The organism is Candidatus Pelagibacter sp. RS39 (assembly GCF_002101315.1).
GTDB lineage: Bacteria > Pseudomonadota > Alphaproteobacteria > Pelagibacterales > Pelagibacteraceae > Pelagibacter.
Window position 1 is genome coordinate 484,818 of record NZ_CP020777.1, and the last position, 20,273, is coordinate 505,090.

Here is a 20,273-nt window from a genome sequence, read left to right on the forward strand (position 1 = left end):
AATAGCTATATAAATGCTTCCATGTCAGATAATCAGATTTCAATAAACAATTTATCAAAAGTTTATGATAACGGTTTTAATGCTTTAAAGAATATAAATTTAAAAATAAACAGAGGTGAAATTTTTGCAATGCTTGGTCCTAATGGAGCAGGTAAAACTACCTTGATAAGTATTATTTGTGGAATTGTAAATCCAACTTCAGGAAATGTTAGTGTGGATGATTATGATATCATAAAAGATTACAGAGAAACCAGGTCTAGAATCGGGTTAGTACCTCAAGAATTAACCTTAGAACAATTTGAAACCGTTTTTAATAATGTTTCTTATTCAAGAGGACTTTATGGAAAAAAACCTAATCCCAATCACATAGAAAAAGTTTTAAAACAATTAAGCTTGTGGGATAAAAAAGATCTTAAACTTCGTCAATTATCTGGTGGAATGAAAAGAAGAGTTTTAATTGCTAAAGCACTATCTCATGAACCTTCAATTTTATTTTTAGATGAACCTACAGCCGGTGTTGATGTTGAGCTAAGAAAAGAAATGTGGCAGGTTGTTGAAAACTTGAGAAAAACTGGTGTTACAATCATCTTAACTACTCATTATATCGAAGAAGCAGAGGCTATAGCTGATCGAGTTGGAGTTATTAATCAGGGAGAGATCGTAGTTGTTGATGAAACTAAAGAATTGTTAAAAAAAATGGGACATAAAAAGCTAACAATTTATTTACAAGAAAAGGTTAGAGAGATTCCACTATCACTTCAAAAATATAATTTATCTTTTACACCTGATTTGATGAGCTTAAATTATACCTATAATGTTCAAGCTAAACAGACGGGTATAACAAATTTACTTCAAGATTTAAAAGACGCAGGGTTAAAGTTAAAAGATTTGAAAACTGAACAAAGTACTTTAGAAAAAATTTTTGTTAACTTGGTAAAAGAAAAAAATGAAAATTAATTTTTATGCACTAAAAGCAATTTACTTTCATGAAATGGATCGTTTCAGAAGAACTCTAACACAATCTTTGTTATCTCCAGTATTAACAACCTCGCTTTATTTTATAGTTTTTGGTTCCGTTATTGGTGGTTATGTAGAAAAAATTGATGGAATAAGTTATGGATCATATATCGTACCAGGTCTGCTGATGTTAACACTTTTAACTCAATCAATTAGTAACACTTCTTTCGGAATTTTTTTTCCAAAATTTAATGGAACAATTTATGAGATTTTAGCGGCACCAATTTCTACACTAGAGGTCGTGCTTGCATTTGTGGGTGCTGGTGCAACAAAAACACTTATAGTAAGTATTGTTATCTTTATTACCTCATTGTTTTTTGTTGATGTCCAAGTCAAATACCCATTATTGATGATCTTTTTATTAATTTTGGTAGCATTTACTTTTGCTTTGTTTGGCTTCTTAATAGGTTTAATAAGCTCAGATTTCGAGCAAATGTCTATAATTCCAACTTTGTTTGTCACACCAATGGTATTTTTAGGTGGAAGTTTGTATTCATTAGATATGTTGCCATCATTTTGGCAGACTGTGACTTATTTTAATCCAGTTGTTTACTTAATAAATGGCTTAAGATTTTCTTTTTATGGAGTTTCTGATTTTAATATTTGGATAAGTATTGGTACCATGTTTTTATTCTTATCCATTTGTATCACAGTTGTTACTGTTCTTCTTAAAAAAGGTTATAAAATAAAATCTTAACTGACCCATTTCTGGGCCAGTTAATAACTACTAATATTTAAGAGGAATAGTTTTATTAGAATTGTTCGGACTCAGTTGAGCCTGCCATTGCCGTGGTAGAACTTTGTCCACTACTTATTGTATTGGATACAGCATCAAAATAAGATGTACCAACTTCACGTTGATGTTTTACACTAGTATAACCATCTTTCTCACGAGCAAATTCTTGTTGTTGAATTCTTGAGTATGCTGTCATGCCTTCTTTTTTATATTTTTCTGCAAGCTCAAAAATTGCAATGTTTTGTGTATGAAATCCAGCCAAAGTAATAAATTGAAATTTATAACCCATTTGACTAATTTTTTGTTGAAATGATGCTATTTCATCATCTGATAAGTGTTTTTTCCAATTAAATGATGGAGAACAATTATATGCTAAAAGTTTTCCAGGAAATTTCTCGTGAATTGCATCTGCAAATTTCTTTGCTTCCTCTAAATTTGGTGTAGCAGTCTCGCACCAAATTAAATCAGAGTAGGGTGCATACGCAAGACCTCTGGATATTGCTTGTTCAATACCAGCTTTTACATAATAGAAACCCTCTGGTGATCTTTCACCTGTTAAAAAAGGTTTGTCGTTTTCATCATAATCATTTGTAATTAATTTTGCGGCATTAGCGTCAGTTCTTGCTAAAATTATTAAAGGTACATCAGCAATATCAGCAGCTAACCTAGCAGCTTTTAAATTTTTGATCATGGTACCAGTTGGAACTAAAACTTTACCACCCATATGACCACATTTCTTTTCACTTGCTAATTGATCTTCAAAATGGACACCAGCTGCACCAGCTTTAATAAATTTTTTAGCAAGCTCGAATACGTTCAAAGGTCCACCAAAGCCAGCCTCTCCATCAGCAATAATTGGCAACATATAATCAACTCTTTTTTCTTTTTTCATGTCACCATCTTTCAATTCCATATGTTGGATTTGATCAGCTCTTATTAAAGCATTATTCATAGATTCAACTAATTTAGGTGCACTATCATAAGGATATAAAGATTGATCAGGATACATTTCCCCTGCGCTATTTGCATCAGCAGCTACCTGCCAACCACTTAAATAAATTGCTTTCAAACCAGCTTTTGCATGTTGAACCGCATGATTTCCTGACAATGATCCTAAAGTATTAACGTAATTTTCAGTATTTAATAATTTCCAAAGTTTTGTTGATTGTTGTTTACAAATTGAATACTCAATTTTAATTGAGCCTCTAAGTCTCTCAACTTCCTCAGGGGTATAATCTCTTTTAATTCCTGCAAATCTTTTTAGTTCATAAGAAATATTTTCTGCACTCATTATTACTCCCTGTTAGTTTTAGTTATTGAAAATGAATGTTAAGAGGTCGAAAAATTAGTTTGAGTCGTTAAGGGTCTCAACTAGATCTTTCATTCCACTTGAACCCCAATCACAATGATCATCTCTCATGTAAATACCTCTACTATTATGTCTAGCAAGGTCTTCATGTTTTATGATTTGAGCCTCATTTTCGTTATTTTTTAATTTTTCGTCCATGTAAATTTTATAATTTACAGAATTTACAAAATCTACAAAAATGTATAAAACACTTGTAAATTAAGGAAAAATTTTGTAAAAATAAATTTACAAAATTTACTATTAGAAAATATGAGTCAATTAGATTTGAAAATAGGACCAAAAATCAAGGCTTTTAGGAGACAATTAGGGCTTCAAGCTAATAAATTAGCTGAAGAATTAAACATATCTCCGAGTTATTTAAATCTAATTGAGGGAGGAAAAAGAAAAATAGATGGAGATTTACTTTTAAAAATTTGCGAAAAATTAAATATTGAACTTTCCCAATTAACCTCAAAATCGGACATCAATTTAGAAAATACTTTATCAGAAATACTCGATGATAAATTGTTTGAAGATTTAGATATTTTAGGTCCAGAAGTAAAAGATTTAGTTGGCACCAATCCTAAGATTGGCAGAGCAATTGTAAGACTAGGTGATATTTTAAAAAAGAAAGATCATGAAATGATCAATAAAATTGAAACAATATCAGGAAAGATAGTTGATAATAGAAAGAATTCATTTCCAGGTGAGGTTATTTCTGACTTTTTACAAGAGAATAAAAACTATTTTCCAAAATTAGAGAATTTTGCAAATAAAGTTTTCGATAAAGTTCAAAAAAATAATAGAACTAGATATATTGCTCTTTGCGATTATTTAAAATCAGAATACGACATAACAGTAAAAGATGTTATTCCTGAAGAAAATAAACCTTTTTCAAAAATCTATAGGAAAAATAAAAAAGAACTATTATTAAGTGATTACAGTTCTCTAGAAACAAAAAAACTACATGCAGCTGCTCAAATAGCCCAAGAAGGTGCTGATAAAGAGATTGAGGAATATTTGTCTAAATTTACTTTTCCATCTGATGAGTCTAAAAAATTAACAAAAATTGCATTGTTAAATTATTGTGGTGCAGCAATTTTAATGCCTTACAAACTTTTTCACACAGAATGTAAAAAGCTTAAATATGATTTGGAGTTATTACAAAATACCTTTGCCACATCTTTTGAGCAGGTAGCTCATAGAGTTACATGTTTACAAGATCCGAAACTTCCAGGAATACCATTTCATTTTTTAAGAGTAGATATGGCTGGAAATATATCAAAAAGATTTTCATTATCAGGAATAGAAATTCCAAGATATGGTGGAGCTTGTCCACGTTGGAACGTTTATTCAGCTTTGACACGACCTGGTATTATTCAAGCTGCTGTAAGCAAAATGTCTAATGGTGAAAAGTATGTATGTATTGCTAGAACAGTTGAAAAAGGAATTGGAAGATTTGGACAAGCGAAAAGTATTTTGTCAATTGGATTAGGATGTGAAGCTAAATACGCAAAAGAATTTATATATTCGGAAAATTTAAACATTAATGATAAATCTACAGAAATACCAATAGGTGTGTCATGTAGAACTTGTGATAGATTAGACTGTTCACAAAGAGCTTTTCCTCCTTTACATAAAAAATTCGATGTCGATATTAACTCAAGAGGTGTTTCCGTATATGTTGGAGACAAAAACACATAGGCGATGATTAAATTTATCATACCTGCAATTATTGTTTTTTTGATAGTTCTCTTCTGGGAAAAGATAAATGAAACAATTTATAAAAAATTTAATATTAAGATAAATTATATTGTAGCTACGATCTCAATATTAATTTTAGGTGTAATTTTTGCTTTATTATATTTTTGATTTAAAATTGATTAAAAATTAGAAAATGAAAGAAATTTTTAAAAACGTAAAAAATAAGCTCACTGAAAAATATTTAGATAATAGTAGCCTCAAAACTCCAAAAAAATTTAAACCTAGAATCAAAGCTAGAATCCGAAAAAACAAACAATTAATAAATAAAAATATAGATGACTTTTTTGGTTGGGTTAAAGGAGCAGAATTAGTTGAGCTTAAAGATTGTAACATATCTGAGGACCCAGTTAGACCAGAGTTAAGTGTGTCTTTTAGAAAAAGCTTTGGAAGGAAAATTTATGGCGTTAAATATAAAAAAGAAATTCATGCTGTGATGTGCTTTGCTTTTACAAATAAAGTGCCAAAAGATGTAGAGGAATTGGATAAATTTAGCCAAGATGCTCATTTACAAAGTACTCACAGAGGTCAAAATGTTGGTCAGATTGCTATTGCATACACAGTTTGGTCTAAAAAAAAAGGTGGTGGAAAATTGATTGTTAAGGAAGTTTACAAAAAGATAAAAGAATCTAACCATTTAAATAGATTGGTTACACTTTCTCCTCTTACTGAAATGGCTACTAAATTTCACAGTAAAAATGGAGCAAAGCTTTTACAGGTTAATGAAACTACTCAAAATTTTGAGTATGAGATAATTAAAGAGTAAAAAATTTAAAATTCATATAAAAAAGATATATGATGAATTTTTTATATTTTCTTATTTTAGTTATAGGTTTGAATAATTTAACATTTGCTATGGAAAAAAAACCTTATCATCATCTCTCTGACGGTACTTTTAGAAATCCTGAAGGATCTCCAGTTAGATCAAAAGATGTAAAATTTTCCTACAAAACATTTATTAAAGAAAAAAAAAAAATTGATATTACTGTACCAAAAGATCATGTCATTGATAAAAAAATTGTTAAAGAAAATTTAGAGAAATTAAAAAATGACGATTATCTTGCCTGGATAGGACATGCCACATTCTTAATTAAATTAGGTGAAACAACAATTATTACAGATCCAGTTTTTTCAAAAAATGCAGGACCTTTAATATTTGGTCCAAAAAGATATGTTGAGCCAGCTATTCAATTAAAAGAAATTCCAAAAACAAATGTATTTTTACTTACCCATAATCATTATGACCATCAGGATATGTCAACTATTAGAGGATTTCCTTATAAAAATGCAAAGGTTTTACTTCCTCTTAAACTTGGTAAATATTTCAAAAGATACAAAGATGTTAATGAAATGGATTGGTATGACGAAATACAAGTTAATAATGATTTAAAAATTACCTTATTACCCGCAGTCCATTGGTCAAAAAGAAGTTTGACTGACACTAATAAAACACTATGGGGGAATTTTTTAATTGAATATAAAAATAAAAAAATATTTTTTGCATGTGATACAGGGTATGGAAATATATATAAAGAACTTGGGGAAAAATATGGTCCAATTGATTTAACAATGATTAACATTGGAGCATATGATTTTAGACCTATGTTTGAAAAATCAATTTATCATACCACCCCTGAAGAGGCTTTAAATGTTGCACAAGATTTAAAAAGCAGAAAAGTTTTAGGAACACATTGGGGGACTTTTGTTTTATCTTTAGAACCAATAATGGAACCACCGAAAAGATTTAAAGATAATGCTGAAAAATATGGATTTAATAAAGAGGATGCACTTATTTTTAAGATTGGTCAAATTTCAAAAATATCAGATATTATCAATTAAAAATTTATGGAAAAAATTAATTGGAATTATCCTACTTCAATGTGGGTGGGTGAAAATAGAATTAAAGATTTAAGTATAGCTTGTAAAAATTTAAATATAAAAAAACCTCTATTGGTTACTGACAAAGGACTTGCACAATCAACTATTGTTAAAGATGCTTTGTCAAATTTAAAAAGTAATAATTTATCTACTGAAATATTTTACGATGTGATTGGTAATCCAACAGGTAAAAATGTAAGCGATGGAGTAAAACATTATAAAGAAAAAAATTGTGATGGTGTGATTGCTTTTGGTGGTGGAAGTGGTCTTGATGTGGGAAAAGCAATTGCATTCATGACAGGTCAAACTTTATCATTGTGGGATTTTGAAGATGTTGGTGACAATTGGACTAAGGCTGACCCAAATAATATCGCTCCTATTATAGCTGTGCCTACTACAGCTGGAACAGGTTCTGAAACGGGAAGAGCATCTGTTATTTTAAATGAAGAATTAGGAGTAAAGAAAATTATATTTCATCCAAAGTTTTTACCATCCATAGTTATTTTAGACCCAGTTTTAACAAAAGATTTACCCAAAAAAATGACAGCCGCAACAGGTATGGATGCATTAGCACATAATTTAGAGGCTTTTTGTGCTCCAGGTTATCATCCAATGGCTGACGGAATAGCTTTAGAGGGTATGAAATTAATTTCTAAATGGTTACCAGAGGCGTACAAAAATGGATCAAACCTTGAGGCTAGAATGAACATGCTTACAGCTGCTAGCATGGGATCTACTGCATTTCAAAAAGGCTTAGGTGCAATTCATTCCTTGAGCCATCCAGTAAATGCTTTAAATAACCTTCATCATGGCTTATCAAATGCAATTTTCATGCCATATGTTTTAACTTTCAACAGAGATGTGATTGAGAGCAAAGTCGTAAAGATCTCAGAGTATCTAGAGCTAAAAGATAAATCTTTTGATGGTTTTTTGAAATGGATTTTAGATTTAAGAGAAGAATTTGAAATTCCACATAAATTATCTAGTGTGATTAATGAGAAAGATTTACAAATTGATCGTTTATCAGAAATGGCTTTAGATGATCCATCAACAAGCGGTAATCCAAAAAAACTGAAGATTGAAGATATGAAAATGATGTATCAGCACAGCATGTCTGGTAATTTGTTTTAAATGAAAAACTTTAATATCTTAATTGTTGAAGGAAATTTAAAAGAAGAAAATCAAAATTTTTTGGAAGTAGGTATTCAAACACACACTGAGAGTTTAAAGGATAGTCTTAATGGATTTGATAATCATTATAATTTTGATGTTATTAATCCATCGTCTGACCTAAATTTAGATGAGGTAAAAAATAAACTTCCAAAATATGACGGATTAATTTGGGGCGGAAGTAGTTTGAACATCTATAACAATACACCAGAGATAAAAAGACAAATTGAATTTATGAGAGAATGTCAAAAACAAGTTAAAAATATTTTAGCGATTTGTTGGGGAATGCAAGTTGCGGTGACCGCTGCTGGAGGAGAGGTAAAAAAAGCGGAAAAATCTCATATTGGAATTGCAAATGATATCGTGATTAATAATGAGGGATTAAAATATCCTATTTATAAAGATAAGAATAATAATTTCAATTCTCCAGCGTTTAATTTTGATGAGGTAACTAAGTTGCCAACAAATGGAATTTGTTTAGCATCAAATAGAATTAACAAAGTTCAAAGTTTATATTTTGAGGTAGGTATATCTAAAATTTATGGATTACAATATCATCCTGAAATAACTTACGAAAAAATGATAAGTTTAATTGAGTTTAGGAAAGACAGATTAATTCAAACTAGAAAAGCATTTAGAGATGAGGAAGAGATTAAAAATCATATAATGCTTATCAAAAAAGAAATTACTGTGTCAAATAAGACACAAAGAATGATTGAGTTAAAAAACTGGTTAGATAATATAATTTGATTTGAAATGTTAAGTTATATTTTACCTTTTGTTGTTCTAATTTTAATTGTTGTTTTTATTCATGAGTATGGACATTATTATTTTGCCAAAAAATACGGAGTAGGTGTTACAGATTTTTCCATAGGTTTTGGTCAAGAAATTTTTGGTTGGAACGATAAATCAGGAACAAGATGGAAAATATGCTGGATACCTTTGGGTGGATATGTAAAGTTTTTTGGAGATAGAAATGTATATTCTCAAGCAGATCATAAAGAAATTTTAGAAAAGTATAATGAGGAAGAACAAAAAAAATTATTTATTTTAAAACCTTTATATCAGCGAACTTTGATTGTATTTGGAGGTCCTCTTGCTAACTTTTTACTGGCATTAGTAATTTTTTTTTCAATTTATACTTTTGTTGGTAAAGACTTTACCCCAGCAGTTATAAACGAAGTTCAAAAAGATAGCCCTGCTATGATAGGTGGTTTAAAGCAAAATGATGTAATTTTAGAAATAGATGGTAACAAAGTTGAAAGCATAATGGATGTCTCTAAATTTATTACTATGTCCACTGATGAAATAATAGATTTTAAAGTAAAACGATCGTATGATGAACAAATTTTAAAGATAAAACCAAACATTGTTCCAGGCGAGGACAATTTAGGCAATAAACTTAATAAAAGAATAGTTGGAATAAAATTAGGAGCCTATAATAATGAAATTAATCACGTTAAACTAGGACCTGCACAAGCAATATATCATGCTGCTCACGAAGTTTATTATGTGGGTGTTTCCTCTTTAAAATATATTGGAGCAATGATTTTTGGTAAAGCTGATACCTCTCAGCTTGGAGGCCCTATAAGAATAGCAAAAATTTCAGGGCAGGTTGCAGAGTTTGGGGTTTTGGCATTTATTAGTATGATGGCTTATATCTCAATCAGTCTTGGTTTAGTTAACTTGTTTCCAATTCCGATGCTTGATGGGGGACATTTGATGTTTTATGCATTTGAAAAAGTTTTAGGTCGACCATTATCTCAAAAAACACAAGAGGGTTTTTTTCGAATCGGATTGTTTTTATTAATATCTTTAATGTTTTTTACGACTTTTAACGATCTTAAAGACCTTGGATTATTTAATTAACATTTTCTTGAAAAGTTCAAAAACCCAATAAAATCAACATTTTTTTGATTTACACAATATGTTGTGTATAACTTTTTATAATATACTAAAAAAAGTCTTGATTTATCAACGCTTTTGACAACAATGAAAATAACCTAACAAAACCGGAGCTAAAATGAATAAAAAACAACTAGTTGTCAAAATTTCAGGGGCGCTAAATTTGAGTAAAGCTGATGCCGAAAGAACTTTTGATACAATTACCAACACAATTTTAGATGCTTTAAAAGCTGATGATTCAGTAAAAATTGCTGGTTTTGGTACTTATAAAGTAGCTAAAAGAAAAGCTAGAGTTGGAAGAAATCCAAGGACTGGTGAGCAGATTCAAATAGCTGCATCACAAAAAGTTAAGTTCTTACCTGCAAAAGCTTTAAAAGAAGTATTCAATAAATAACGTCTTTTTACAGCCTTAACGAAATTCTCGTTAAGGCTGTTTCTATATGCAAATACTGCATACCCAATTTTCCTAATCAGCGTTAGTTTTTAACCTTTAATAAAATAAAAGAACTCTCTTTAACAGGGAGGTCTTATGACTAAATTAATAAAAATAATAAGTGCGCCACTTATTAGTTTAATTTTTTTATTAAACATGAGTAGTGCTGGTATGGCAGATACAACTGTTTCTGCCGAAGTAGGGTTTATTTTTAATACTCTATTATTCTTGATTTGCGGTTTTCTAGTAATGTTTATGGCAGCTGGGTTCGCAATGTTAGAATCAGGTATGGTTACATCTAAAAGTGTATCCGTAATCTGTGCAAAAAATATAGGTTTATTTTCAATCGCAGGAATTATGTTCTGGTTAGTAGGTTATAATTTAGCTTACGGTATTCCAGAGGGTGGTTATATTGGTAAATTTATTCCTTGGTCAGACGCTAGTGCTGTTGACACTGGTTATTCAGATGGATCAGATTGGTATTTCCAAATGGTCTTCTGTGCAACTACAGTTTCAATAGTTTCTGGTACGATGGCAGAGAGAATTAAATTATGGCCATTCTTCGTGTTTGCTGCAGTTCTTTCTGGAATTATTTATCCAATCGTAATGGGTTGGCAGTGGGGTGGAGGCTGGTTAGCGGAAGCAGGCTTTTCTGATTTTGCTGGTTCGACTCTAGTACACTCAACTGGTGGAGCAGCTGCTTTAGCTGGTGCAATGATTATTGGTCCTAGACTTGGTAGATTTACAAAGTCTGGTGCTCCAGCGCCTCTAAAACCTTTTGCAGCTTCATCAATTCCATTAGTAACGATTGGTGTATTTATTTTATGGTTAGGTTGGTTTGGTTTTAATGGTGGTTCACAATTAGCTATGGGAACTGCTGTTGATGCAATTGCTGTATCAACAATTTTCATGAATACATTTCTAGCAGGTGCAGGTGGAGTAATAGGTGCCGCTATAATTACTAGACTGCATTTTGGTAAAACAGATGTAGTCCAAATGTTAAATGGATGTATTGGTGGATTAGTTGCAGTAACAGCTGAACCATTAGCTCCATCACCTTTTGCAGCTATCCTAATTGGTGCTGTAGGTGGATTAATTGTAGTTTATGGTACAAAACTATTATTCTCATTAAAAATTGATGATGTAGTAGGTGCAATACCAGCACACTTGTTTGCAGGAATTTGGGGAACATTAATAGTTCCAGCTACAAATTCTGATGCAGCGTTCAGTTCACAGTTAATTGGTGTGCTATCAGTTAACGTGTTTGTATTTATAGTCGCTTACATTGTGTTTAGCGCTATTAAAGCAACTATTGGCCTAAGGTTGAGTAAAGAAGGCGAAACCAAAGGTACCGATGTAACTGAAACTGGTGTAATTGCATATGCAATTCGTGACTAGTTGTTAACAACAAAGGGACTCTTCGCTCTCTGTATATTCTCAGCGAATACTCATTGAAGGGTCCCTAAACTTTCTCTTAGTTAGTTAAATAATAAGCCCCTCCCTCAAGGGGCTTATTCATTTTGATCCCACAAATCTTTGTAATTTATAAAAGGTGATAAACCATAACTTGAATTAACATTCGTCAAATGAATAGATAAACTTTTTAAGGGAGATATACAAAACTCGTTTTTATAAATCTCATTAATGTATTTTTCAAAAGGATCATGACGATCTTCACAATTTTTTGAAAAATTTTCCCAATATAAATCCAATAATTTTTTGCTAGTCAAAAAAGTGCATAAAGTCTTGTTTATTGTTCTCCAGTGTCTTTTATTTCCTATTAGAATATTCGTTTTTTCATTATTCATATAAAGATATGGATAATCTGCAGGACACATAAAAATATCTTTGCCCACTTGAGATGATACTCTTTCATATGTGGAAATCATCTCGTCTAACATAGTTTCAAAATGAAGATAATCATCCTCAATAAAGAAAATTAGGTCTTCCCCAATTTTTTTTCCAATCTCAAAACTTTGAAATAAACTAGCTAAATTAGAAAAAGTCTCTTGTGATTTTTGTTTTTTTATTTTTGTTTCAAACTTTTTTGTGTCTAGGGAAATAATTTCGCAATCCACATCTTTTATAATTTGCTTAATTTTACCTAGATTTTCGTCTTTTGATGAATCATCTAGAACAATTGTTTTTATTTTTAAATCTGAGTATTTTTTTTGACAAAGATTAATAGATTTTATTAATGATTTTATTGATCGAATTGAATAATCTATTTTTGGTTTTTCGAATAATCTCCTTTTATTTTGATCCCAAACCTCAATTTCTGTATTAACCCTAACAATTATTAGTATTGAATTTACTTTTCTTGTAATCTTTACTTCTCCTAAGGGCAAGACGATTGATTTTTTATTTAAAATTGAAAGATCTTTATTTAATTCTTTGTTTAATGTAGGCGAGATAAATTCATTTTGATCAATTATCTCAAAGCCAAAAAGTTTACAAATTTTAATGAAAAACTTTTTCATATGTTTTTATTTATGATATAAATATTTACAATATAATGACAATTAAATCATCCCAAACCCTTGTAGCTGAAGCTCTAAAGGAGATAAACACCATATCTTCCGATGAAGCTTATGAGAAATGTAATAAAAATGAGTGTAACCTGATTGATATAAGAGATGTAAGAGAATTGGAACGAGAAGGAAGAATTGAAGATTCAAATCATATTCCTAGAGGGATGTTAGAGTTCTGGCTTGATCCAGAAAGCGCATATTTTAAACAAGGTAAACTAGATTTAAATAAAGAAATGGTTTTATTTTGTGCTGGTGGAATGAGATCAGCTCTCGCAGCAAAGTCTTTAAAAGATATGGGATTTAAAAAGGTTTCGCATATCGATGGTGGTTTTGGTGCATTGAAAGAAAGTAAATTTAAAATTACTTAATTATTAAACTCATCTAAAGCGTATTCAAGTCTATCTTGGCCCCAAAATAATTTATCATTTATAACAAAAGTCGGAGCACCAAAGATATCATTCTGAAAAGCATTATTCGTCAAATGTTTAAGTTCATCTTTAATCTTCTGGTCTTTAATACCAGTTTCAAATTCATTAGGTTTTATCTCACATTTCGATAATATATTCTTTATAGTTTCCTCTTTTGAAATGTCCTCATTATTTTTCCAATAAGCATCAAAACAGAGATCAAAATATTTATCTTTTTTTTCATTATTAATAAAAAGATAGCCCCTCATGAGATAAAGAGAATTAATTGGGAATTTTTCGTTCCAAACAAAGTCAATTTTATTTTTTTTAGCAATTAAATTGCAGTCATTTTTCATATTTTTCATTTTTCTCTCATTAAAAGCAGGGGCGGTAATGCCTCCTAAATTATGAAGTCCACCAAGCAGAATTGCTTTATAGTTAAACTTATTTCTATCACTGGAATGTATTATTTTTTTATGTGCTAAAAATGAATAAGGACTAATAAAATCAAAATAAAAATCGATTTTTTTAGTCATATAAACTTACGTTTTTGGCATAGAAAATTCTTATCAACCAATAAACTAATAAACCAAGGGGTCCAATCAAATATATAATGATTAGTGGTATTGATAATAAAAATTTATTGATCATAAATTTTTGTGAGTCTTTCACAACCCAACCTCCAGCAAATAGATTAATGGATATAAAATGTATCCAGAACATCATAAGAAAGTTTTTGTTGGAAAATAAATCTGTTGTATCATCAATCCCCAGATATAGACTAAAATTAACATCAAAATCGTACGAACTTAAATAAGATTTGTATAACAAAAATATATATGCGCCGCTTAATATAAAAAAAGGAAATATTGAAGTTACAAAATATCGGCAAAGATTAGATGTTGGAAAAAAAATTAAAATTAACCAAAATGGAAGAACACCTAAATTCACCCAATAGTAGAGCATATCTATTGTAAAATAATTATAAATTTGTTCGATCATTTTAAAATATATTATATTAAATCTGTCTATGATTCCTATAAGAAATAAAAGAAAAACTTTAAAAGTAACTGTTGAGGAGATGAGAAATTTTGCATTTGCATATGTAGAAAAATATGCACCATCTAAACAGCAGCTTAAAACTTACTTACTTAAAAAATACCTAAAAACTTCTGTGCCAAATGTTAAAAAACAAGATGTTACTGATTTGATTGACATTGTCCTTTCAGACTTAGAAAAAAATAGGTTTATTAATGATAAATTTTACTCAGAAAGCAAAGCCAAAAGCATGATTCAAAGAGGAAGCTCAATAAATAAAATTAGAAATTACTTAATAGGCAAGGGTATCAATAGTGAATATATTAAAGAAACAGTAAATAAAATACATGATGATAATTCAGATCAAGATTTTTTTTCTGCAATTAAATTATGTAAAAAAAAAAGAATTGGCCCCGCAAGAACAGAGGACAATAGATCACTATTTTACAAAAAAGACATATCCTTATTAGCAAGAAATGGATTTGATTTTGAAACTTCGAAAAAAGTAATGGAAATTGAAAAAGATGATTTTATTAAAATTGTAAAATTACTTTAATTTATTTTTTTTATTTTCTTTCACTAAAAAATCAATTTTATTTTTTATATAATTTTTAACAAAAACAAAAATAAGTAAACCAAAAATTGAAACCGAAATAATTATGATTAAAATAATTCTTAGTTGTTCGTCCATTACTAAATATTTTTACTTTTTAAGATTAAACTTGGGTTTTTAAAATCTTTTTTTCCATAAAAAATTTCTTGTCCATTAAAATCAGTCACACTTCCACCAGAATGTTTTAAAATTGCATGACCTGCAGCTATATCCCATTCTGAAGCTCTTGGCTCCGCAACATAACCATCATACTCTCCAGCTGCAATTACACAAAATTTTAAAGAACTTTTCATTCTTACATATTTTTTTACATTAAGTTTTTTATATATTTCATTTATTTCTGGTTTGATTTTATTAGAGTAGGATACAAATTTAATTTCATCTTTATTAAAATTTTTTGAGTTATCTAATTTATTTGGCTTTCCACTAATTAATTCAAAAGATAAATCATCTCCATAAGAATAAAACATTCTATTTTTTGCTGGAGCATAAATTAATCCAGCAGCAGGTTTTTTTTGAATTATCAATCCTGCATTAATTGTGAATTCATCAAGATTGTTAATATAATCATAAGTCCCATCGATTGGATCGATCAACCAAAAATTTTCTAAATTGTTTCGTGATTTATTTTCTGATGTTTCCTCAGACACAATTGGAATATTTGGTGTTAACTCTGATATTCTTTTGGTTAAAATTTTATTAACCTCTAAATCACCATTGCTAACAGGAGTATTATCAGATTTTATTTCTTTAGTTAGACCTTTTTCCCTAAGATCTAAAGAAATTTTCCCTGCATCTAAAAAAGTTTCAATTAAATCTTCAACAATTTTTTTTATATCACTTTGAATCATTTATTTTTTTTAATTCTACATTGTCAGAGTTAATTACTTTTTTTCCGGCATTTTGAAAATTTACTGTTACTTTACCTTTAATTATTGATTGAACTTGTCCAATTCCCCAATCTTTATTTGCTGGATTGAAAACTTTGTCACCTGGTTCAAAATCAAAAATCATTTAATTTAATTTATAATAGAAATAAGTATAAATACCATCAAATGAATAATAATTTAAACTCTATCGGTTTAAAAAAAAGTCCTTCAGATACAACTGTAGTTGTTGCAATGTCAGGGGGTGTAGATTCATCAACTGTTGCTGGAATGATGAAAAAAGAAGGCTACAAAGTTATAGGTATAACTTTAAAACTATACGATGATGGTATAGAGGTTGCTGAGTCTAAACAATGCTGTTCAGGACAGGATATAATGGATGCAAAAAGAGTTGCCCAAAAATTAGATATTGAACATAAAATTCTTTATTATCAAAATAAGTTTAAGCAAGGTGTAATTGATAACTTCGTTGATAGTTATTTAAAAGGTGAAACACCTATTCCATGTGTTCAGTGCAATCAAACTGTAAAATTTAAAGATTTATTTGAAGTTGCTAAAGATCTAAAAGCGGACGCATTAATTACCGGTCATTATGTAAAAAGTATTACAACTGACAATGAAACAAATATGTATCGAGCAATTGACGAAAATAGAGATCAAAGTTATTTTTTATTTAATACTTCTAGAGAACAATTAAATTATTTAAGATTTCCATTAGGAGGTATGCTTAAAGATGAAACAAGATCAATAGCAAAAAAACTAAATCTTAATGTGGCAGATAAACCAGATAGTCAAGATATTTGTTTTGTACCCAATGGTGATTATGCTTCCGTAATTCAAAAATTTAGACCAGACTCATTTAAAAAGGGAAATATTAAAAATTTAGAAGGAAAAGTAATTGGAGTTCACGATGGAATTATTAATTTTACAATAGGTCAAAGGAAAGGAATAAAAGTTTCTGATAAAGATGCATTATATGTAATAAAGATTGATGCAGAAAAAAATGAAATTATTGTTGGTCCAAGAGAAAAACTAGGAAAAAAAGATATTAAACTTAATGATCTGAATCTCCTTGTTAATGAAGAAGAATTTAAAAATAATATTTTTGTTAAAGTAAGATCAACAGGCAAACTTCTTAAGGGAAAAGTAAATTTCAACAAAGATAAGACAGCTCTAGTAAACTTAGATGAATTTGAGGATGGAATATCCCCAGGACAAGCATGTGTTTTTTATAATAAAGATAAATATGGCTTTAAAGTTTTAGGTGGTGGTTGGATTAAAAATTAATTTGGTTTTTTCCACATAAAAAATGTTAATAAATAAAAAGTGATTACTCCAATAAAGTAATCCCATTCCAACGCATGTTTTAAAAACTTTAATTGAATTCCAAAAAAATCGTCACCTGGTAGACTGATTATAGGTATACTTATAACTGCTACTATAATTAATACCGAAACTAATGCTATTTTAAGATTTAGAATGAATGGATTTATATAGCCTTTTAATTTATCTTTAAAAGACCAATAAGTTGCTACTAAGTAAGCCTGCGCAACAATTTCAAAAACAATAAAAGATAGCATTATTATTCTTCTAAAAAGTTTGTATAAGTCATTGTCAAATTTGACACCTAAAAAAATTGAATGAACAGTTAGAGCGATCGCTGAAGCAATACCAAAAAAAACAATTCTTTTTATATTCTTATGGTCTACCTTAAAATATTTAATTATATCTCTATTAAATAACCAATATCTGATTAATAAATAAGATGTTAAGAACATTGCAGGTTTAAATATTAACCATGAGGGGTAAGGTCTAGCTGTTCTACTTATAGATGCACCTCCGTCAAAGTATGGAAAAGTATTATGTAAAATATCTGGCTGATGAAATAAACTGTGGAATTGAGTAATTAATAGTAAACAAGTATTTACCGCAACAAATGGGACTATAAAGATCCATATACTAATGGATCTTGCCTTTTCAATTGAATTCATTAAGGACTATTTCTTTTTATTCTTTTTTCGAGCTCTTCTTTTTTTTGAGCCCATTTTTCTTCGGCCTCTGTGTTTCTTTGGGTATCCCATTATTTCCTTTAGTTATAATTTAATTGAAATTATGTGAGGGATATAGCATTGTCCCATAAAGTTATCAATTTTTTTATGGCTAAATCGTTCAAGACATTTCTAAAACATACTGCAAAAGATTTTCATAATCAGTCAGTAAACCCACCAGTTGTTAGAGCTTCAACTATAATATTTAAGTCAATGAAGCATATAAGAAAAACTCAAAAAAAAGCCCAAAAAAATCCAATTGGTGGTCATTACGATTATGGAAGACAAGGAACGTCTACTACTTATATTTTACAAAAGATTTTAACAAAACTAGAAGACAGTTATCATGTATTTACTACTCCCACAGGATTTGGTTCAGTTTTTTTAGCTATATTTAGTGTCGTTAGACCAGGAGATGAAATAATTGCTGCAGATCCAGTCTACAGTCCTACCAGATTATTGACTAAGGATTTTTTAAAAGAATTTAAAATTAAAACTATTTTTTATAATCCACATGATTTAAAAACTTTGGAGCAAAGTATAACTAAAAAAACAAAGTTAATTTTTGTTGAAAATCCAGGAAGTAATACTTTCGATTTCCAAGATCTTGGAAAAATTATTTCAATTGCAAAAAAAAATAAAGTTTTAACTGCTATAGATAACACTTGGGGCACACCTTACTATCTTAAACCAATAAAACTTGGCTTCGATATGTCTATTGTCTCAGCAACAAAATATTACTCTGGTCATTCTGATGTTATGGGTGGCAGTCTAGCAGTAAATAAAAAAGTTTTTCAAAAAGTTAAAGAAGCAGAAAAAATTACAGGTTTAAGATTAGGACCTGATGATGCATATTTGATCACAAGAGGTTTAAGAACTTTAGACGTTAGATTAGACCGACATAGAGAAAATGCAAAAAAAATTGCAGCTTTCTTATCTAAGAATAAAAAAATCAAACTTCTCTACCCATTTAAGAAAAATTCCTTAAATTTTAGAATGTGGAAAAAGTATTACTCCGGTGCTTCAGGACTAATGGGTCTTAAAATTAAATCAAAAAATATAAATTCTGTAAGAAAATTCGTTAACTCACTTAAATTGTTTGGTTACGGTTATAGCTGGGGTGGTTTTGAGAGTTTAGCATTACACCAGGAATTTAGAGAAACAGGAAAAAGAAGATTTTTAGATTTATCAAAAGATGAACATTTAGTAAGACTTCACATAGGACTCGAGGATCCAAATGACTTAATTGCTGATATTAAGCAAGCGTTAAGGCATTTGAAATGAGTTCAGAAAAATTTTTTCAATCAAGAACAGCAATAGTCACATTATTTGCCGCTTGCCTAGTTGTTCTGATTTCACTCGGTGTAAGGCAGACCTTTGGTTTGTTTTTTATGGATTTCAACGAAAGTTTAAAAATAAGCAATACTGCATTTGGTTTTGCTATAGGAGTGCAGATGTTAATGTGGGGTCTAACTGGACCAATTTTTGGAGCTATCGCAGATAAATATGGTGGTCATGTAGCAATTATTTCAGCATTTATTTTTTATACAGCAGGAATATTCTTTTTATATACAGGACCTAACACAGGAATTTTTTTTCAAATACATATGGGATTGTTAATTGGAATAGGTTTAGGAGGTACAGCTATAAGCATACCAATGTCAATAGTTGGAAAACATTTCCCTTTATCCACAAGAACTATTGCAATGAGTTTTGTTACTGCTGTTGGATCATTTGGCTACTTTTTATCTCCGATTTTTACAAGTTATTCACTTAATGAATTTGGATGGAATTATACTTTATTTGTTTTTGGAATATTTTTAGTTGGAGGTTTAGTAGCTGCGTATTTTGTAAGATCTCCATCTGTAAATGAAAATTTAGAAAAAATATCTGACCAATCATTTTCTGAAGCACTCACTGAAGCATTTAAAACAAAAAGTTATATTCTTCTTGTATCAGGTTTTTTCGTTTGTGGATTTCATATTACTTTAGTTGGAACTCATGTTCCCAAGTATGTAATAGATAGAGGTCTAGAAGATTGGACTGCAGCAGCTATTTTATCTTTAATTGGTTTATTTAATATTTTTGGCTCTTTGTTAAGTGGATATCTTTCTGCAAAAATGAGTAAAAAAATAATTTTAAGTGCAATCTACTTTTTGAGAGGGATTTCAATAGTGTTCTTTATATTTACTCCAGCAAGCAATATTTCAGCATTTATATTTGGAGCAAGCTTTGGTTTTCTATGGTTGTCTACAGTGCCAGCTACCAGCGGAATAGTAGCCCACCTTTTTGGAACCAAATATCTGGGCTTGCTATATGGAATTGTTTTTTTAAGTCATCAAATTGGTTCATTTTTTGGTGCTTATTTAGGAGGCTTATTTCATGATACGTATGGTTCATATGATTATGCGTGGTATTTAGCAATTGCATTATCTATTTTTGCAGCAATAATTCATTTACCAATTAAAGAGGAACCAGTCTTAAGACTTAAAACAGAATAA

At 29.6% G+C, this 20,273-nt stretch carries 25 protein-coding genes; 16 read left to right on the top strand and 9 right to left on the bottom strand.

Going from position 1 to position 20,273, the window contains the following annotated elements:
• Window positions 1-21 precede the first annotated feature (21 nt).
• Window positions 22-957, top strand: coding sequence for an ABC transporter ATP-binding protein (locus tag B5L73_RS02590; protein WP_085147513.1), 936 nt, complete (start codon window positions 22-24; stop codon window positions 955-957).
• On the top strand, window positions 947-1,714 hold the full coding sequence (locus B5L73_RS02595) for an ABC transporter permease (RefSeq protein ID WP_085147514.1): 768 nt from the start codon (window positions 947-949) through the stop codon (window positions 1,712-1,714). Before B5L73_RS02590 ends, B5L73_RS02595 begins: the two co-directional genes overlap by 11 nt.
• Window positions 1,715-1,769: 55 nt before the next feature.
• On the opposite strand, the gene aceA is transcribed toward B5L73_RS02595, so the two are convergent.
• Both aceA and B5L73_RS06470 read right to left on the bottom strand, forming a co-directional pair.
• Window positions 1,770-3,044, bottom strand: coding sequence for an isocitrate lyase (aceA, locus tag B5L73_RS02600; protein ID WP_085147516.1), 1,275 nt, complete (start codon window positions 3,042-3,044; stop codon window positions 1,770-1,772).
• Between the two features lie 54 nt (window positions 3,045-3,098).
• Complete coding sequence (locus tag B5L73_RS06470) at window positions 3,099-3,260, bottom strand: hypothetical protein (RefSeq protein ID WP_198150126.1); 162 nt, start codon at window positions 3,258-3,260, stop codon at window positions 3,099-3,101.
• A 111-nt stretch (window positions 3,261-3,371) separates the two neighbouring features.
• On the opposite strand from B5L73_RS06470, the gene B5L73_RS02605 reads away from it, so the two are divergent.
• From B5L73_RS02605 to B5L73_RS02640, 9 genes are all read left to right on the top strand, one after another.
• A complete protein-coding gene (locus B5L73_RS02605) occupies window positions 3,372-4,805 on the top strand; it encodes a helix-turn-helix domain-containing protein (protein ID WP_085147518.1) in 1,434 nt (477 codons plus the stop codon).
• Between the two features lie 3 nt (window positions 4,806-4,808).
• Window positions 4,809-4,973, top strand: a complete 165-nt coding sequence (locus B5L73_RS06415) for a hypothetical protein (RefSeq protein ID WP_157101072.1) — start codon at window positions 4,809-4,811, stop codon at window positions 4,971-4,973.
• Between the two features lie 25 nt (window positions 4,974-4,998).
• On the top strand, window positions 4,999-5,628 hold the full coding sequence (locus B5L73_RS02610; protein WP_085147520.1) for a hypothetical protein: 630 nt from the start codon (window positions 4,999-5,001) through the stop codon (window positions 5,626-5,628).
• Window positions 5,629-5,660: 32 nt separating this feature from the next.
• On the top strand, window positions 5,661-6,701 hold the full coding sequence (locus B5L73_RS02615; RefSeq protein WP_232309682.1) for an MBL fold metallo-hydrolase: 1,041 nt from the start codon (window positions 5,661-5,663) through the stop codon (window positions 6,699-6,701).
• A 6-nt stretch (window positions 6,702-6,707) separates the two neighbouring features.
• Window positions 6,708-7,871, top strand: coding sequence for an iron-containing alcohol dehydrogenase (locus B5L73_RS02620; RefSeq protein ID WP_085147524.1), 1,164 nt, complete (start codon window positions 6,708-6,710; stop codon window positions 7,869-7,871).
• On the top strand, window positions 7,872-8,660 hold the full coding sequence (locus B5L73_RS02625) for a glutamine amidotransferase-related protein (protein ID WP_085147526.1): 789 nt from the start codon (window positions 7,872-7,874) through the stop codon (window positions 8,658-8,660).
• 6 nt (window positions 8,661-8,666) lie between these two features.
• A complete protein-coding gene (gene rseP, locus B5L73_RS02630; RefSeq protein WP_085147528.1) occupies window positions 8,667-9,779 on the top strand; it encodes an RIP metalloprotease RseP in 1,113 nt (370 codons plus the stop codon).
• A 154-nt stretch (window positions 9,780-9,933) separates the two neighbouring features.
• On the top strand, window positions 9,934-10,209 hold the full coding sequence (locus tag B5L73_RS02635; RefSeq protein WP_085147542.1) for an HU family DNA-binding protein: 276 nt from the start codon (window positions 9,934-9,936) through the stop codon (window positions 10,207-10,209).
• Between the two features lie 135 nt (window positions 10,210-10,344).
• Window positions 10,345-11,646 carry an ammonium transporter gene (locus B5L73_RS02640; protein WP_085147544.1) on the top strand — a complete coding sequence of 434 codons (1,302 nt, stop codon included), beginning with the start codon at window positions 10,345-10,347 and terminating at the stop codon, window positions 11,644-11,646.
• Between the two features lie 113 nt (window positions 11,647-11,759).
• Here the strand turns inward: B5L73_RS02640 and B5L73_RS02645 are convergent, their stop codons facing one another.
• Window positions 11,760-12,728, bottom strand: coding sequence for a glycosyltransferase group 2 (locus B5L73_RS02645; RefSeq protein ID WP_085147546.1), 969 nt, complete (start codon window positions 12,726-12,728; stop codon window positions 11,760-11,762).
• Window positions 12,729-12,763: 35 nt separating this feature from the next.
• Between B5L73_RS02645 and B5L73_RS02650 the strand changes: the two genes are divergently transcribed.
• Window positions 12,764-13,147 carry a rhodanese-like domain-containing protein gene (locus B5L73_RS02650; protein ID WP_085147548.1) on the top strand — a complete coding sequence of 128 codons (384 nt, stop codon included), beginning with the start codon at window positions 12,764-12,766 and terminating at the stop codon, window positions 13,145-13,147.
• Here B5L73_RS02650 and B5L73_RS02655 read toward each other — a convergent pair.
• On the bottom strand, window positions 13,144-13,722 hold the full coding sequence (locus tag B5L73_RS02655) for a 2-hydroxychromene-2-carboxylate isomerase (RefSeq protein WP_085147550.1): 579 nt from the start codon (window positions 13,720-13,722) through the stop codon (window positions 13,144-13,146). The two genes, B5L73_RS02650 and B5L73_RS02655, sit on opposite strands and share 4 nt — an antisense overlap.
• Window positions 13,715-14,188: an ABA4-like family protein gene (locus B5L73_RS02660; protein WP_085147552.1), complete on the bottom strand. Its 474-nt coding sequence runs from the start codon at window positions 14,186-14,188 to the stop codon at window positions 13,715-13,717. Before B5L73_RS02660 ends, B5L73_RS02655 begins: the two co-directional genes overlap by 8 nt.
• 28 nt (window positions 14,189-14,216) lie before the next feature.
• On the opposite strand from B5L73_RS02660, the gene B5L73_RS02665 reads away from it, so the two are divergent.
• Window positions 14,217-14,780 (top strand): regulatory protein RecX, encoded by a 564-nt coding sequence (locus B5L73_RS02665; RefSeq protein WP_232309683.1) that lies wholly within the window; start codon window positions 14,217-14,219, stop codon window positions 14,778-14,780.
• On the opposite strand, the gene B5L73_RS06475 is transcribed toward B5L73_RS02665, so the two are convergent.
• Genes B5L73_RS06475 through B5L73_RS02675 form a run of 3 tightly spaced genes read right to left on the bottom strand, consistent with a single transcriptional unit; the run spans window position 14,772 to window position 15,851 of the window.
• Complete coding sequence (locus tag B5L73_RS06475; RefSeq protein ID WP_198150127.1) at window positions 14,772-14,915, bottom strand: hypothetical protein; 144 nt, start codon at window positions 14,913-14,915, stop codon at window positions 14,772-14,774. The genes B5L73_RS02665 and B5L73_RS06475 overlap by 9 nt on opposite strands.
• A 2-nt stretch (window positions 14,916-14,917) precedes the next feature.
• Complete coding sequence (locus tag B5L73_RS02670; protein WP_085147554.1) at window positions 14,918-15,688, bottom strand: 3'(2'),5'-bisphosphate nucleotidase CysQ family protein; 771 nt, start codon at window positions 15,686-15,688, stop codon at window positions 14,918-14,920.
• Window positions 15,675-15,851 (bottom strand): DUF3553 domain-containing protein, encoded by a 177-nt coding sequence (locus B5L73_RS02675; RefSeq protein ID WP_085147556.1) that lies wholly within the window; start codon window positions 15,849-15,851, stop codon window positions 15,675-15,677. The genes B5L73_RS02670 and B5L73_RS02675 overlap by 14 nt, the downstream gene beginning before the upstream one ends.
• 41 nt (window positions 15,852-15,892) lie before the next feature.
• Here B5L73_RS02675 and mnmA point away from each other — a divergent pair, with 41 nt between their 5' ends.
• Window positions 15,893-17,011: a tRNA 2-thiouridine(34) synthase MnmA gene (mnmA, locus tag B5L73_RS02680; protein WP_085147558.1), complete on the top strand. Its 1,119-nt coding sequence runs from the start codon at window positions 15,893-15,895 to the stop codon at window positions 17,009-17,011.
• Here the strand turns inward: mnmA and B5L73_RS02685 are convergent.
• On the bottom strand, window positions 17,008-17,715 hold the full coding sequence (locus tag B5L73_RS02685; protein WP_085147560.1) for a hypothetical protein: 708 nt from the start codon (window positions 17,713-17,715) through the stop codon (window positions 17,008-17,010). The genes mnmA and B5L73_RS02685 overlap by 4 nt on opposite strands.
• 165 nt (window positions 17,716-17,880) lie before the next feature.
• Here B5L73_RS02685 and B5L73_RS02690 point away from each other — a divergent pair, with 165 nt between their 5' ends.
• Both B5L73_RS02690 and B5L73_RS02695 read left to right on the top strand, forming a co-directional pair.
• Window positions 17,881-19,056 (top strand): trans-sulfuration enzyme family protein, encoded by a 1,176-nt coding sequence (locus B5L73_RS02690; RefSeq protein ID WP_085147562.1) that lies wholly within the window; start codon window positions 17,881-17,883, stop codon window positions 19,054-19,056.
• Window positions 19,053-20,273 (top strand): MFS transporter, encoded by a 1,221-nt coding sequence (locus tag B5L73_RS02695; RefSeq protein ID WP_085147564.1) that lies wholly within the window; start codon window positions 19,053-19,055, stop codon window positions 20,271-20,273. Before B5L73_RS02690 ends, B5L73_RS02695 begins: the two co-directional genes overlap by 4 nt.

Coding starts and splice junctions, on each gene's coding strand:
- B5L73_RS02590 (WP_085147513.1), top strand. CDS start 22: ATGTCAGATAATCAGATTTCAATAAACAATTTATCAAAAGTTTATGAT.
- B5L73_RS02595 (WP_085147514.1), top strand. CDS start 947: ATGAAAATTAATTTTTATGCACTAAAAGCAATTTACTTTCATGAAATG.
- aceA (WP_085147516.1), bottom strand. CDS start 3,044: ATGAGTGCAGAAAATATTTCTTATGAACTAAAAAGATTTGCAGGAATT.
- B5L73_RS06470 (WP_198150126.1), bottom strand. CDS start 3,260: ATGGACGAAAAATTAAAAAATAACGAAAATGAGGCTCAAATCATAAAA.
- B5L73_RS02605 (WP_085147518.1), top strand. CDS start 3,372: ATGAGTCAATTAGATTTGAAAATAGGACCAAAAATCAAGGCTTTTAGG.
- B5L73_RS06415 (WP_157101072.1), top strand. CDS start 4,809: ATGATTAAATTTATCATACCTGCAATTATTGTTTTTTTGATAGTTCTC.
- B5L73_RS02610 (WP_085147520.1), top strand. CDS start 4,999: ATGAAAGAAATTTTTAAAAACGTAAAAAATAAGCTCACTGAAAAATAT.
- B5L73_RS02615 (WP_232309682.1), top strand. CDS start 5,661: ATGAATTTTTTATATTTTCTTATTTTAGTTATAGGTTTGAATAATTTA.
- B5L73_RS02620 (WP_085147524.1), top strand. CDS start 6,708: ATGGAAAAAATTAATTGGAATTATCCTACTTCAATGTGGGTGGGTGAA.
- B5L73_RS02625 (WP_085147526.1), top strand. CDS start 7,872: ATGAAAAACTTTAATATCTTAATTGTTGAAGGAAATTTAAAAGAAGAA.
- rseP (WP_085147528.1), top strand. CDS start 8,667: ATGTTAAGTTATATTTTACCTTTTGTTGTTCTAATTTTAATTGTTGTT.
- B5L73_RS02635 (WP_085147542.1), top strand. CDS start 9,934: ATGAATAAAAAACAACTAGTTGTCAAAATTTCAGGGGCGCTAAATTTG.
- B5L73_RS02640 (WP_085147544.1), top strand. CDS start 10,345: ATGACTAAATTAATAAAAATAATAAGTGCGCCACTTATTAGTTTAATT.
- B5L73_RS02645 (WP_085147546.1), bottom strand. CDS start 12,728: ATGAAAAAGTTTTTCATTAAAATTTGTAAACTTTTTGGCTTTGAGATA.
- B5L73_RS02650 (WP_085147548.1), top strand. CDS start 12,764: ATGACAATTAAATCATCCCAAACCCTTGTAGCTGAAGCTCTAAAGGAG.
- B5L73_RS02655 (WP_085147550.1), bottom strand. CDS start 13,722: ATGACTAAAAAAATCGATTTTTATTTTGATTTTATTAGTCCTTATTCA.
- B5L73_RS02660 (WP_085147552.1), bottom strand. CDS start 14,188: ATGATCGAACAAATTTATAATTATTTTACAATAGATATGCTCTACTAT.
- B5L73_RS02665 (WP_232309683.1), top strand. CDS start 14,217: ATGATTCCTATAAGAAATAAAAGAAAAACTTTAAAAGTAACTGTTGAG.
- B5L73_RS06475 (WP_198150127.1), bottom strand. CDS start 14,915: ATGGACGAACAACTAAGAATTATTTTAATCATAATTATTTCGGTTTCA.
- B5L73_RS02670 (WP_085147554.1), bottom strand. CDS start 15,688: ATGATTCAAAGTGATATAAAAAAAATTGTTGAAGATTTAATTGAAACT.
- B5L73_RS02675 (WP_085147556.1), bottom strand. CDS start 15,851: ATGATTTTTGATTTTGAACCAGGTGACAAAGTTTTCAATCCAGCAAAT.
- mnmA (WP_085147558.1), top strand. CDS start 15,893: ATGAATAATAATTTAAACTCTATCGGTTTAAAAAAAAGTCCTTCAGAT.
- B5L73_RS02685 (WP_085147560.1), bottom strand. CDS start 17,715: ATGAATTCAATTGAAAAGGCAAGATCCATTAGTATATGGATCTTTATA.
- B5L73_RS02690 (WP_085147562.1), top strand. CDS start 17,881: ATGGCTAAATCGTTCAAGACATTTCTAAAACATACTGCAAAAGATTTT.
- B5L73_RS02695 (WP_085147564.1), top strand. CDS start 19,053: ATGAGTTCAGAAAAATTTTTTCAATCAAGAACAGCAATAGTCACATTA.